The organism is Odoribacter laneus YIT 12061 (assembly GCF_000243215.1).
GTDB classification, from domain to species: domain Bacteria; phylum Bacteroidota; class Bacteroidia; order Bacteroidales; family Marinifilaceae; genus Culturomica; species Culturomica lanea.
In genome coordinates this window covers 1523444-1537350 of record NZ_JH594596.1, presented here as the reverse complement: position 1 = coordinate 1537350, position 13907 = coordinate 1523444, and the positions used below count along the sequence as shown (strand labels likewise).

At 41.8% G+C, this 13907-nt stretch carries 9 protein-coding genes and 1 riboswitch; of the genes, 7 read left to right on the top strand and 2 right to left on the bottom strand.

Annotated features, from left to right (window positions below):
* Positions 1–104: 104 nt before the first annotated feature.
* A complete protein-coding gene (locus tag HMPREF9449_RS06380; RefSeq protein WP_009136429.1) occupies positions 105–1298 on the bottom strand; it encodes a C1 family peptidase in 1194 nt (397 codons plus the stop codon).
* 370 nt (positions 1299–1668) lie between these two features.
* Between HMPREF9449_RS06380 and HMPREF9449_RS06375 the strand changes: the two genes are divergently transcribed.
* The 7 genes from HMPREF9449_RS06375 (at position 1669) to HMPREF9449_RS06345 (ending at position 13247) form a co-directional block, all read left to right on the top strand.
* Positions 1669–2847, top strand: coding sequence for an AAA family ATPase (locus tag HMPREF9449_RS06375; RefSeq protein WP_009136428.1), 1179 nt, complete (start codon positions 1669–1671; stop codon positions 2845–2847).
* Between the two features lie 130 nt (positions 2848–2977).
* The gene (nifJ, locus tag HMPREF9449_RS06370; RefSeq protein WP_009136427.1) at positions 2978–6517 is read left to right on the top strand and encodes a pyruvate:ferredoxin (flavodoxin) oxidoreductase; all 3540 of its coding nucleotides are present in this window, start codon (positions 2978–2980) and stop codon (positions 6515–6517) included.
* A 237-nt stretch (positions 6518–6754) separates the two neighbouring features.
* Positions 6755–7057, top strand: a complete 303-nt coding sequence (locus tag HMPREF9449_RS06365; protein ID WP_009136426.1) for a hypothetical protein — start codon at positions 6755–6757, stop codon at positions 7055–7057.
* A 142-nt stretch (positions 7058–7199) separates the two neighbouring features.
* Positions 7200–7296: riboswitch (TPP riboswitch) on the top strand.
* Between the two features lie 25 nt (positions 7297–7321).
* Positions 7322–9610 carry a TonB-dependent receptor gene (locus HMPREF9449_RS06360; protein WP_009136425.1) on the top strand — a complete coding sequence of 763 codons (2289 nt, stop codon included), beginning with the start codon at positions 7322–7324 and terminating at the stop codon, positions 9608–9610.
* 41 nt (positions 9611–9651) lie between these two features.
* Positions 9652–10215: a nicotinamide riboside transporter PnuC gene (gene pnuC / locus HMPREF9449_RS06355; protein WP_009136424.1), complete on the top strand. Its 564-nt coding sequence runs from the start codon at positions 9652–9654 to the stop codon at positions 10213–10215.
* A gap of 10 nt (positions 10216–10225) precedes the next feature.
* A complete protein-coding gene (locus tag HMPREF9449_RS06350) occupies positions 10226–10897 on the top strand; it encodes a thiamine diphosphokinase (protein WP_009136423.1) in 672 nt (223 codons plus the stop codon).
* Between the two features lie 160 nt (positions 10898–11057).
* Positions 11058–13247, top strand: a complete 2190-nt coding sequence (locus HMPREF9449_RS06345; protein WP_009136422.1) for an alpha-galactosidase — start codon at positions 11058–11060, stop codon at positions 13245–13247.
* A 66-nt stretch (positions 13248–13313) separates the two neighbouring features.
* On the opposite strand, the gene HMPREF9449_RS06340 is transcribed toward HMPREF9449_RS06345, so the two are convergent.
* Complete coding sequence (locus tag HMPREF9449_RS06340) at positions 13314–13790, bottom strand: response regulator (protein WP_009136421.1); 477 nt, start codon at positions 13788–13790, stop codon at positions 13314–13316.
* Between the last annotated feature and the right edge of the window lie 117 nt (positions 13791–13907).

Sequence of the window (13907 nt, the reverse complement as noted above, 5' to 3'; positions counted from 1 at the left end):
CGTAAATGCAGATAAGTGGGTAGAACGATTTTTTTTACATATAAAAATTACACATTAGGGCACGTCCCTAATGTGTAAAATAATGAGGTATTGGGGGAATACTGTTAGTTCAGTTTTAATTTCTCTTTTATGTTTTGCGGGATAGCATCTTTGTGGAGGAGAATAGCTACGGTTTTCATTTTGACATAGGGTTCTGACATATACAGATAACCTCCAAACGGATTTCTTTCCGTACCCCAGGAATTTTTGGTTTTATAATAGTATGTTCCGTTCTGATCTTGTAGTAATCCGGTCAGATGCATCAAATGGTCGTCTGTCGTTTTCCGTTTATCGAATGTTTTCTGCCGGTTCTGATCGTTTACCTGCATTTCGGGCACTGGGGCAACGAAGGAGTAGAGATTGTTTTTTTCAGCTTCTGGTAATTTCTCAAAACGAGCCCGGTCGCTACCACTCATATTTTGGGGTTCGTTGGTCGGGAGAATGGCCAGACCTTTAGCATGACTGAATCCTTGTTCGCTGACATCTCCGTCCCAAGCAATCGTATAACCGTTTTTCAGGGCATTTTGCATAATGGCGATCAGATCGTCCAAAGGTACATTATAATAACGGGCGTGCATCCAGTTGTCCGGAATTTCCAACTCTACCTGTTCGTAAAACGGATAAGCCTCATAAGACGTGAGCTCAATGTAGTCTTCCGGGCGGATACCCAATTCCTGAGCAAAAGTTTGGGGCGTATATTCCTGCCCTTGGAAAGTAAATTTTTCCGGAGCTTTTCCCAGATAGCTTTCTATAATGGACATCAAAGCCTTGGGCCAGGCTGTGGTGATATTTCTGGCTTTTGTAATGCCCGACATATACCCAATCAGGCCGCTGACCATTTCACTATGGTTGTTCTGATCTACACCGTATTCTAATCCCGGATATACTTCTTCCGGTACAATCCCGTATTTGGCAATCATCTCCACCACATCGTGAGCTTGTCCGCCTTCGTTCAGGTTATTTTTGCCGTATAAACGAAAATAACGCATTCCTTTTTCAAAATAGGCATTCCGGACCGTATACATTTCTGATAAATCGTAAGCCGGTTTGCCCATCCGCAGTAATTCAGATTCCAGAAAAGAAAGTGTCGCATAACACCAACAAGTACCGCTGTTGGCCTGATTTTTAACCGGCGTCGCTTTTAGATCGGCAATTTCTTTAAACTGATAACCCGAACGGGGGGCATTCTGTTGTGCCCAAAGGGTGGAAATTCCTAAAGACAAGAAAATCCCTAGACTGAAAAATACTGATTTTATCATAGAAGTTAGATTTGAAATTTTATTTCGGCAAGGTACTAACTTTATTGAAGAACTTAACTAGCAGAAGGCACGTTTTTTATTAAAAAGTAATAGTTCCGCCTTGGCATCTGGATTTACGGACGTTTTATATCTAAAAAAATAATTGTTCCACCTTGGTATTTGGATTTACGGACGTTTTTTATTTTATAAATTCATGTAAACGTTTTCGTTACTTTTCCTTGTACTGCTGGGAAATGCCGTTTATCAACCTCTATTTTTAGTTTATAGCCAATTTGTAATAAGTCTAAATAATAATTTAGAATAAAAATTGTAATCTCTATATTGCAAATTATCTGTTTTTCTATTATATTTGCGTGGCAAGAAAGGAAAAATGGATAGTTTACGCAGCACACATATTACTCTTTTAAAGGAGCGTACTTCAGCGATACGCCGGGGGCTTTCGGATGAGATCAACCGCAACGGTCGTTTAATTGCTATTAAAGGGAGCCGGGGAGTGGGGAAAACCAATTTTTTATTGGAGTATTGTCGGGAATATTATGCTGAAGACAATTCTTGTTTGTACATTAACATCAACAATCTTTTTTTTGCGGCTGAAGGACTTTATCATTTTGTCGAACGTTTTTACAAATTGGGGGGAAAAGTTTTACTATTGGATCAGGTGCATAAATATCCGGGTTGGGATAAGGAGTTATTGGCTTGTTACCGTTCTTTTCCGGATCTGCAGATCGTGTTTACGATTTCTTCTATTGTACGGGTTAAATCGAATGAGTATTTGAAAGGAATTGTAGAGATGTACAATTTAAGTGGGCTGTCTTTCCGGGAATTTTTGGAATTGGAAACCGGTATCCATTTTCCGGTATTTTCCTTTCAGGAGATTGTAGAAAATCACGAAAAGATTGTAAATGATATTTTGTGTCGTATCCGTCCGCTGGCTTATTTCGGAAATTATCTTCGCTATGGGTATTATCCGATTTATCTAGAGGAAAAATCGCATATCGATTATCTTTTAAAAAATATTAATTTGACCTTGGAATTTGATATTCCCTATAACAATCAAATTGAATTGAAGTACCTGACTAAGCTCAAAAAATTACTTTATATTGTCGCCAGAGATGGGAATTGTACGGTTAATATCAGTAAGTTGAGTAGTGAGATCGGGGTTTCCCGGGCGACCGTATTGAATTATCTGTATTATATGAAAAATGCCCGTTTACTTACTTTATTGTTACCGGAGGAGGACGGGGAAGACAGTGGGCGGAAACCGAATAAATTGTATATTCATAACCCGAATCTGTTGAATGCCGTATGTTTAGATGAAGTGGATACAGGGGTTATGCATAAAACATTTTTATTGAGTCAATTGTGCCCTGTGCACCGCATTAATTATTCGGAAAATGCTGATTTTCTGATTGACGGAACGTATAATGTAAACGTTTGTCGGGAAGGAGAGAGGAGCAGAAACCGCCGGGAAGGGATTGTCATGGAGGATATGGCAGAACGGGGAAAGGGAAATATTATTCCTTTATGGTTGGCTGGATTTGTATATTGAGAGAAAAATAGAATTAGTATTAAATAATAAACAGAGAATGCAGAAAGTAGAAATGGAAAAAGTAAATTTATTATTTCCTTTTCTCACTTTCGGTTTTCAATGGAAGTAAGATTCATTTAATTTTATAAAGATGGCAAAAGAAAAACAATTTTTGACTTGTGATGGTAATGCTGCTGCTGCACATATTGCTTATATGTTCAGTGAGGTATCGTGCATCTATCCCATTACTCCGTCTTCGCCTATGGCTGAGAACGTAGATGAATGGGCCGCCAAGGGACGTAAAAACATGTTCGGGGAAACCGTACGTGTGATTGAAATGCAATCGGAAGCCGGTGCTGCGGGTGCCGTTCATGGTTCATTGCAGGCTGGAGCTTTAACTACAACTTATACAGCTTCTCAGGGATTATTACTGATGATTCCCAATATGTATAAAATAGCTGGGGAGTTATTGCCTTGTGTCTTCCATGTGAGTGCACGTGCATTGGCAGCTCATGCTTTAAATATTTTCGGAGACCATGCTGACGTTTACGCTGCCCGTCAAACCGGTTTTGCCATGCTGGCTTCCGGTTCTGTGCAGGAAGTGATGGATTTGTCTGCTGTATCTCATTTGACGGCTATTAAATCCCGTGTTCCGTTTGTCAGTTTCTTCGATGGCTTCCGTACCTCCCACGAAATTCAGAAAATTGAGGCTGTGGATATGGAAGATCTCAGAAGCTTGGTGGATATGGAAGCTTTGCAGGCTTTCCGGGAACGTTCTTTAAATCCCGAAACTCCGGTTACCCGGGGAACGGCTCAGAACCCTGACATTTATTTCCAGGGAAGAGAAGCTTCGAATAAATTTTACGAAGTCGTTCCGGATCTTGTCGCCTATTATATGGACAAGATGTCTGAAATCACCGGGAGAAAATACCGTCCGTTCGACTATTACGGTGCTCCGGATGCCGAAAATATTATTATTGCTATGGGATCTATTACCGATACCATACGGGAAGTGATCGATTATAAGATGGCCAGAGGGGAGAAAGTGGGGTTAATTGCCGTGCATTTATATCGTCCCTTCTCTCCTAAATATTTTATGGAGGCTGTTCCGGCATCGGTGAAAAGGATTACAGTGCTCGACCGGACAAAAGAACCGGGAGCAAATGGCGATCCCCTTTATCTGGATGTGAAAGATATCTTCTATGGCCAGCCGAATGCACCGCTGATTGTTGGCGGACGTTATGGAATGGGTTCTAAAGATGTGACTCCTGCACAGATTATAGCCATTTATAAAAATATGGCCATGAACGAACCTAAAAACCAATTTACAGTCGGTATTGTAGATGACGTTACTTTCAAATCCCTGCCTTTGGAAGCAGAAGTAAAGGTAACGCACGACACCACTTATGAAGCTAAATTTTATGGTTTGGGTTCTGACGGTACGGTAGGGGCAAATAAGAATTCCATTAAAATTATCGGAGGGGCTACCGACAAGTATTGTCAGGCTTATTTTGCATACGATTCTAAAAAATCTGGTGGTTTCACTGCTTCTCATCTGCGTTTCGGAGACGAACCGATTCGTTCCACTTACCTTATTACGACGCCCGATTTTGTAGCTTGTCATGTGCCTGCTTATATCAATCAGTATGATGTATTGAAAGGATTGAAAAAAGGAGGGTCTTTCCTGTTAAATTCTTTATGGGATGCGGAAGAGACGAAAAAGCATTTGCCGAACCATATGAAAAAATATATGGCTGACAACGATATCAATTTTTATATTATTAACGGTACGAAGATTGGGCAGGAATTAGGATTAGGGAATCGTACCAACACCATTATGCAGAGTGCTTTCTTTAAAATTACCAATGTAATTCCTTACGAGCTGGCTGTTCAGGAAATGAAGTCTGCGATTGTGAAGACTTACGGTAAGAAAGGAGAAGCGATTGTCAACATGAACTATGCGGCTGTTGATGCCGGAGGAAAGGAAGAAAATCTGATAAAGGTGGAAATTCCGGCTGACTGGAAAAATCTGCCGGATGAAATGCTTGCACAGAACGAAGCCCGTCCGGAATTCATTCGCAAAGTAGTGGACGTCATGAATGCTCAAAAGGGTGATGATCTGCCTGTCAGCGCTTTTCTGGGCAGAGAAGACGGTACTTTCCCCAGTGGTACATCAAAGTTCGAAAAACGGGGGATTGCGGTAAATGTTCCGGAATGGCAGGTAGAGAATTGTATACAGTGTAATCAGTGCGCTTATGTATGTCCTCACGCTTCTATCCGTCCTTTCTTGATGACAGAGGAAGAGTTGGCGGCAGCACCTGCCGGAACGGTAGCTAAACCGGCTATTGGTAAGGAACTGGCTGGCTATAAGTTTAAAATTCAGGTATCTCCGCTCGATTGTACCGGTTGCGGAAACTGTGCTGATGTTTGTCCGGCTAAGAATAAGGCTTTGATCATGAAATCTTTGGAAAGCCAGGCTGCAGAAATCGAACGCTGGGAATACATGGATAAAAAAGTGGGTTATAAGAAAGTTGTTGAACCGACCAATGTCAAGAATTCTCAGTTTATTCAGCCTTTATTCGAATTCTCCGGAGCTTGTGCTGGTTGTGGAGAGACGCCTTATATTAAATTGATCACTCAGTTGTTCGGCGAACGGATGATGGTGGCCAATGCGACAGGCTGTTCTTCTATATACGGAGCTTCTGCCCCTTCTACACCTTATTGTACGAATTATAAAACAGGGCGTGGACCCGCTTGGGCAAACTCTCTGTTTGAAGATAATGCAGAATACGGTTTTGGTATGGCTGAAGGAGCAAATCGCTTGAGAGAGAGAGTAAAGAGGTTGTTGGACGAAAATATCAATTCTTTCTCTTCGGAGACTCAGAATGCCGTAAATGAATGGATAGCAACTTATGAAGATGGAGAAAAAACCGTCGCTACCAGTGATGCATTAGCTGCTGCTTTGGAAAAAGAAAGTATTCCTGTAGCTAAAGAAATATTGAATTTAAGACCCTATTTCACTAAAAAGTCTCAGTGGATTTTTGGTGGTGACGGTTGGGCGTACGATATTGGTTACGGCGGTGTAGACCATGTATTGGCCAGCGGACACGATGTGAACATTCTGGTGTTGGATACTGAAGTATACTCGAATACGGGAGGTCAGTCTTCAAAATCCACCCCTACAGGAGCTGTGGCTAAATTTGCAGCCAGCGGAAAGCGTGTTCGCAAAAAAGATCTGGGTATGATGGCAATATCTTATGGTTACGTTTATGTAGCCCAGGTATCTATGGGTGCGAACCAAGCTCAGTATATGAAAGCCATTAAAGAAGCAGAGGCTTATCCGGGTCCTTCTTTGATTATCGCTTATGCTCCCTGTATCAACCATGGCTTAAAAGCCAGTATGGGCAAATCACAGGCAGAAGAGAAAAAGGCTGTAGAATGCGGTTACTGGCAATTGTATCGCTATAATCCACTGCTGGAAGCAGAAGGAAAAAATCCGTTCCAACTGGATTCCAAAGAACCGGATTATTCTAAGTTCCGCGAGTTCCTGATGGGGGAAGTACGCTTCAACTCATTGGTGAAAGCTGCTCCGGAAGATGCAGAAAAACTGTTCGAAATGACAGAAGCAAATGCAAAATGGAGATATGAAGGATATAAACGTCATGCTGAAATGAAGTACGGCGAACAATAATCTTTCTAGAGACGCAAGAAAAGCCTGTCCTAAACCTGCTTCCGGTTTGGGACGGGCTTTCTTTTTGAGGAGAGTCATAGAAATATTTACATAAATATACAACCTATAAGTTTTTTTATTACATTTGAACTTCTATCGGGGTTTGACGTAAAAAATAAGATGAGAGGATTTATAAATAAAAAACGTTCGTAAATTCGAATACATCGAGGAAACAATTATTTTTTATAAAAAAAGTTTATGGAAGTATTAGAAACAAAAAATCAGGATCAACCGAAACAGACGATTGTCATTAATCAGCAACCCGTTCCCCGTTCCAATGGGTTGGGGACAGCGGGTTTTGTACTGGCTTTGATCGCTTTGTTTTTAGGTTGGGTTCCCTTTTTAGGCTGGATTATCTGGTTGCTGGGACTTATTTTTTCTGCTTGTGGTATGTTTAAGCCGCCGAGGGGATTAGCCATAGCAGGATTGGTGATTTCTTTGATAGGTATTATCTTGTTATTGGTCGTATTCGGAGCATTAGCAGCCTTTGTCACGCTTTGACAAAGGAACAGTAATTGCTGGGCTAACATATTTTAAACAGAAGTGTGTCTGAAGTGAAAAGGGGGCTTTGGGCACACTTTTAGAATAGGGAAGGGAGAATATTGTAATCCCATGAAAATAGATTATCTTCGTGGCCGTTATTAACCATCAGAAGGGGTGCCTTAACACGACGGGCTGAGATCATACCCATTGAACCTGTTCCGGATAATGCCGGCGGAGGGAAATGTAACAGATGTGCGCCTTTCTGTTATGATAAAGCAGAAAATGAATAAAAAAATTGGATTAACAATAGCTTTGTTGGGGATGAGCTATGGAGCTATTGCTGAAAATGGAGAGGCGGATACCTTGAGGCATGTTCAGTTGGAAGAAGTGCAGGTATTGGCTACGCGGGCTACGGCCCGGACTCCTGTTGCTTTTGTCAATTTGGATAAGGAGAGTTTAAGAAAGCAGAATATCGGCTTGGATATTCCTTTCCTTTTGACAATGACGCCTTCTGTATTGACGACTACAGATGCCGGAGCCGGAATCGGCTATACCGGAATACGAATCCGGGGGACGGATGCAACCCGTATCAATGTGACTGCTAATGGAATACCGATGAATGACGCAGAGAGTCATTCTATTTTCTGGGTAAATACTCCGGATTTGGTTTCTTCTTTGCAGGATATTCAAATACAGAGAGGAGCCGGAACTTCTACGAACGGAGCGGGAGCTTTTGGAGGAAGTATCAATATGCAGACGGAGAATACCGCTATAAATCCTTCTGCCGAACTGAGCGGTTCCTATGGTTCGTTTAATACTCAGAAAGAGATGGTAAAGCTCGGAACGGGTTTGTTATACGATCGCTGGGCTTTTGATTTGCGGCTTTCTCATATCGGAAGTGACGGGTACCGGGACAGGGCTTCTGCTAAATTAAAATCCTATTTCGCGCAAGCCGGTTATTACGGAGATCATACTACTCTGAAATTGATCACTTTCAGTGGCGAGGAAGAGACTTATCACGCCTGGGATGGCATTCCCCGGGAAACTTTGGATACAAACCGTACTTACAATCCGAATGGAAAAATTGAAAATGAGGAGGGCGAGGTAATCGGTTTTTATAAAGATCAGTTGGATGTATATCGGCAAACTCATTATCAATTGCTTTTTAATCACATTTTCAGTCCCGGGTGGAACCTGAATATTGCTTTTCATTATACCCGCGGAAAGGGATACTATCAGGAATATAAAAACAAACGTAGCCTGATAGAATATGGGTTGAAACCTTATGAAATACCGGGAATTTCGGAGCCTGTAAAAAAGAGCGATTTGGTGCGGAAGAAAAATGTGGAGAGTGATTTCGGAGGAATGGTATTTTCCCTGAATTATCATTCGGATAAGTTACAGATGTCGCTGGGAGGAGGAGTCAATAAATATAAAAATGATCATGACGGAAAGGTAATATGGGTGAAAAATTATATGGGGAATTTGGCTCCGGATCACCAGTTTTATGAAAATACTGGGAGGAAGCTGGATGCGAATGTTTACGGACGTATAAATTATGAGATTGTGCGTCGTTTGTATTTCTATGCTGATTTGCAATACCGTCGTATTCATTATACGATTCGGGGAGTGAACGATAAATGGGATTGGAATGCCGGGCGGATGCAACCTTTGGATCTGGATGAGACGTTTGATTTTTTTAATCCGAAAGCGGGTTTATTCTGGCAGATAGCTGATCAGCACAGTATGTATGCTTCCTTTGCTGTTGCCCAGAAGGAACCTACCCGGAATAATTATACGGATGGCTTTTTTACGGAATTGCCCAAGGCTGAGCGTTTGTTGGATTATGAATGGGGGTATGCTTTCCGTTCGGCCCGGTTTTCTGCCGGTATAAATTTGTATTATATGGATTACCGGAATCAATTGGTATTAACCGGTCAGTTAAATGAGATCGGAGAAGCGGTGTCAGCAAATGTAAAGGAGAGTTATCGGGCAGGTGCGGAATTTTCGGCTGGCGTTCGTTTTACCGACTGGCTTCGTTGGGATGTAAATGCTACCTGGAGCCGGAACCGGATCAAACATTATACCGAATATCGAAACGATGTGGATCTGAACGGGGAGGGTTTGTATACGGCAGAAGGTACAATTTCTCAGACGACCCGTTATCTGGGAAGTAGCCCGATTTCATTTTCTCCTGATTTTATGGGAAATAGTCTGATTTCCTTTCATTGTAAAGGATGGGATGCTTCTTTTCAATCGCAATATGTGAGTAAACAGTATCTGAATAATTCCGGAGATAAAGCATGTATGTTGGAGGCTTATTTCGTAAACAATTTGAATTTGAATTATACTTTTCAATTGCCTTTGGCAAAGGCTGTCACCCTCGGTATATCCGTTTATAATCTGTTTGACGAGGAATACGAGAGTAACGGTTATGCTAGTTGTACGGCAGTATATCCGACGACAGACGGTACAAAACCGGCCGGCGTGAAACCGGAACTTATTTCTGATGCGGCTTATTATCCCAATGCAGGGATCAATGTTTTGGCGTATTTAACATTACGTTTTTAATAGAACTGGGAAAAAGAGTTTCCGCTTTTTAATTGTATCGCATGGATTGGTTAGAGATTACAGGAACGATTGTCGGTTTATTTTACCTTTGGTTCGAATATAAAGCCAGTATCTGGCTTTGGGCGGCAGGTATAATCATGCCTGTTCTAAGTTTGATGGTATATTACCAGGCCGGCTTGTATGCTGATTTTGGAATCAATATTTATTATTTACTAGCCGGTATTTATGGCTGGCTGTTGTGGCTGAAAGGGGCTGGAGGAAAAAAAGAACGGCCGGTCATACACACTCCTTTGAAGCAGATTTTACCGTTAACCGCTGTTTCTATTCTCTTGTTTCTGGGGATTGCCTGGGTGTTGATTCGATTTACGGATAGCACAGTTCCCTGGTTGGATAGCCTCACAACAGCTTTGAGTATTACAGCCATGTGGATGCTGGCTTATAAACAGGCGGAACAATGGCTGGTGTGGGTAGTGGTCGATATAGTGAGTTGCGCCTTATATGTGTATAAAGGCTTGCCTTTTTATGCAGGTTTATATGGTTTTTATACTTTTATCGCTTTCTTTGGTTATCTGAAGTGGCGGAAGATGATTGTCCGTTCATTTTAAAGTGTTCATGATGAATTATTATCCTTTAGTAAAGACGGTAGCAGAACCGGAAGCCGTCATATTAGCCGACGGGAGTTTTCCGGTACATCCTTTACCTTTGTCGTTTTTGTACCGTTGCCGGCGAATTGTTTGTTGTGATGGGGCTGCAGAGGCGTTGATACAATGGGGACGGGAACCTGAAGCCATTGTAGGGGATGGCGATTCTCTGAATCTTGCCTTGCGGGAGCGTTATGCCGCTTTGATTCATCGGGAAACGGAACAGGAAACCAATGATTTAAGTAAGGCTTTTCGGTATTGTTTGAAAAGAGGATGGAAAAAATTGTTTATTTTAGGAGCGACAGGAAAACGGGAAGATCATACGATGGGAAATATCAGTCTTTTATCGGATTATCAGGCACAGGCTGATGTGCAAATGCTGACCGATTACGGACTGTTTACGCCGGTATGCGGAGATGCCGAATTTGAATGCTTTCCGGGACAACAGGTTTCTGTATTCAACCGGGATTGTCGCTCTCTTTCAGGGGAAGGCCTGGTGTATCCTCTTTCTGCCTTTACCAATTGGTGGCAGGGAACTTTGAATGAGGCCCTGGCCGGAACATTTAAGATTTATGCCGATAAGCGGTTATGGGTATACCGGGTGTATGGTGCTGAAAAAGAAAATTTCCCGAATGTTGAAAAGTAAAAAAGGAAGTCGGTTTTGTATTTTTAGAAATTGTTTCCGGGATTTCGAAAAGGAGATCGTTTGCTTCATTCTTTATTATTATATTTGCCCTCATGAGGTGGAATGAGGATATGTGTCGTCCTTTATCGTCGTTTAAACTGTAAATCTAAAGCCTTGTTTTATGAGAAAACAGCTGCTATTATTTTTGTTCTTTTGTGCGGGATTCGTGAGATCGTATGCAGAGGAGGGAGTTTTGAGAATATCGACCGATGCGACGGATTTGATCCTTCGGGTGGCTTCTAATGGCCGGCTCTATCAGTCTTATTTGGGACCGCGTTTGCTTAACGAATCCGATATGCAACATTTCCCGGCTTTTTCCCGTGGCGGTTCCGGTAGTCGTATTGCTGAGCAGGGATGGGAAACTTATCCGGCTTCGGGAATGGAGGATTATTTCGAACCGGCTTTGGGGATTATCCATCAGGACGGAAATATGACGACGCTTTTAAAATATGTATCTTCTGAAACACGAAAAATAGATGAAAATGTTTCCGAGACGAGTATTATACTGAGGGACGACGTCTATCCTATAGAAGTGAAACTGTATTACAGGACTTTTAAAAAGGAAAATATTATCAAAACCTGGACGGAGATCCGGCATCAGGAAAAAAAGCCGGTGACTTTATTCCGTTATGCTTCCGCTATGCTTTATTTTGAGAGTCCGCATTATTATCTGACGGAATTCAGCGGGGACTGGGCGAAAGAAGTCGTGATGAATGCTCAGGAACTGCTCTTCGGAAAGAAAGTTCTGGATACGAAACTCGGTTCACGGGCTGCTATGCATACTTCGCCGTTTTTTCAATTGGGATTCGGACAACCGATAGCGGAGAACCAGGGGAATGTGTTGTTGGGTACCCTCGGCTGGACCGGAAATTTCCGGTTTACTTTTGAAGTGGACAATGAGGGAAATTTACGTATAATATCCGGCATTAACCCTTATGCTTCTCCTTATGAACTGAAGCCGGGAGAAATATTCAAGACGCCGGAATTTATCTTTACCCTGAGTGAAAAAGGAAGAGGAGAAGCCAGTCGTAATTTCCACGATTGGGCCCGTCGTTATCAGGTAAAAGACGGAGAGAAAGACCGCCTCACTTTATTGAATAACTGGGAGAGTACGGGTTTTCATTTTAATGAAGAGAGATTACTCGATTTGATGCAGGAAGCAAAGCAATTGGGAGTAGATCTGTTTTTATTGGATGACGGCTGGTTTGGAAATCGTTATCCCCGTAATCACGATAAGGCCGGTTTAGGAGATTGGGAACCGATGCGTGATAAGCTGCCGAATGGGATAGGAGCCTTGATAAAAGGAGCAGAAAAAGCCGGAGTAAAATTTGGAATTTGGATAGAACCGGAAATGGTGAATCCGAAGAGCGATTTATTTGAAAAACATCCGGATTGGGTGATTCATCAGCCCAATCGGGAGACCTATTATTTTCGGAATCAATTGGTTTTAGATATGAGTAATCCGAAGGTTCAGGATTATGTCTACGGGGTAGTGGATAAGCTGATGACAGCTCATCCGGAAATAGCCTTTTTTAAATGGGACTGTAACAGTCCGATTACAAATATTTATTCCCCTTATTTGAAAGAGAAACAATCTCAATTGTATATAGATCATGTACGGGGGATATATAAAGTTTTAGAGCGTATTCAGGTGAAGTATCCTCATTTGCCGATGATGTTGTGTTCGGGCGGCGGAGGCCGTTGTGATTATGAGGCGTTGAAATATTTTACGGAATTTTGGCCAAGTGACAATACAGATCCCGTAGAACGGATATTTATCCAATGGGGGTTTTCTCAGTTTTTTCCGGCCAATACTTTGTGTGCACATGTGACCAGCTGGGGAAAACAACCTCTGAAATTCCGGACAGATGTCGCTATGATGGGGAAACTGGGGTTCGATATCAGTATGGCAGATAGGAGTGCTGCAGAACAGGCATTCTGCCGGGAAGCCGTGGCAAATTTTAAACGTCTGAAACCGGTTATTTTAGGTGGGGATTTGTTTCGGTTGGTTTCTCCCTATGAAACAGAACATGCTGCTTTGGTTTATGTGGCTAAAGATAAGAAAAAAGCAGTGCTGTATGCCTATAATATTCACCCCCGTTTCGGGGAAAAACTTTTTCCGGTCCGGCTGCAAGGTTTGGATCCGGCCCTTCAGTACAGAGTGGAGGAAATAAATCTTATGCCGGAACAGAAATCGAAATTTTCAGAAAATGGAAATGTATTTTCCGGAGATTATCTGATGAAAATCGGTTTAGCTGTTTTTACCACCCAACCGACTACTAGCCGGATGATTGAGATTACGGCAGAATAAATTAGAGGAATAGTTTAGCTTGGGGTGGGTTGGAATTCATCAATTCTGGAGAATCTGAAAGGGAGTTTACTTTTTTAATACTTCCTGTATTTTTTCTTTTACACCGACGATATTTATCGGTTTTGAAAGATAGGAATTAAATCCGCTTTTCAGTATTTGCTCAATATCCTGGGCATAAGCATAAGCTGTAACCGCAATAATGGGAACCGTAACCGAGATTTTACGGATTTCTGCAGTAGCTTCGTATCCGTTCATTTTAGGCATGCGGATGTCCATTAATATCAATTGCGGTTGGTGTTTTTTGAAAAGTTCTACGGCTTCTTCGCCGTCCCAGGCATGAATCAGCTGAAAGTTTGTTTGTAAAATACATTTTAACAACAGGTAATTGTCTGAATTGTCTTCGGCAATCAGGAGAACAGGTTTGGAAGAAGAAGTTTTGTTTTCTCCGGTTGAAATAGGGGATACAATTTTGCTTTCTACAGCTTCTTGTTCAGAAGGAGAAACGAAAAGAGATTTTTCATTGTCGTTCATTTGGATTGCCATAGAAGAGCTTCATTTATAGAAAAGACCGGAAAAATTATAATTTGTTTACACACACACATTCTCTTTTAAAGTAATCAGTATTATTACATTAATAGGGGTAGCAAAGGTACGTTTTTT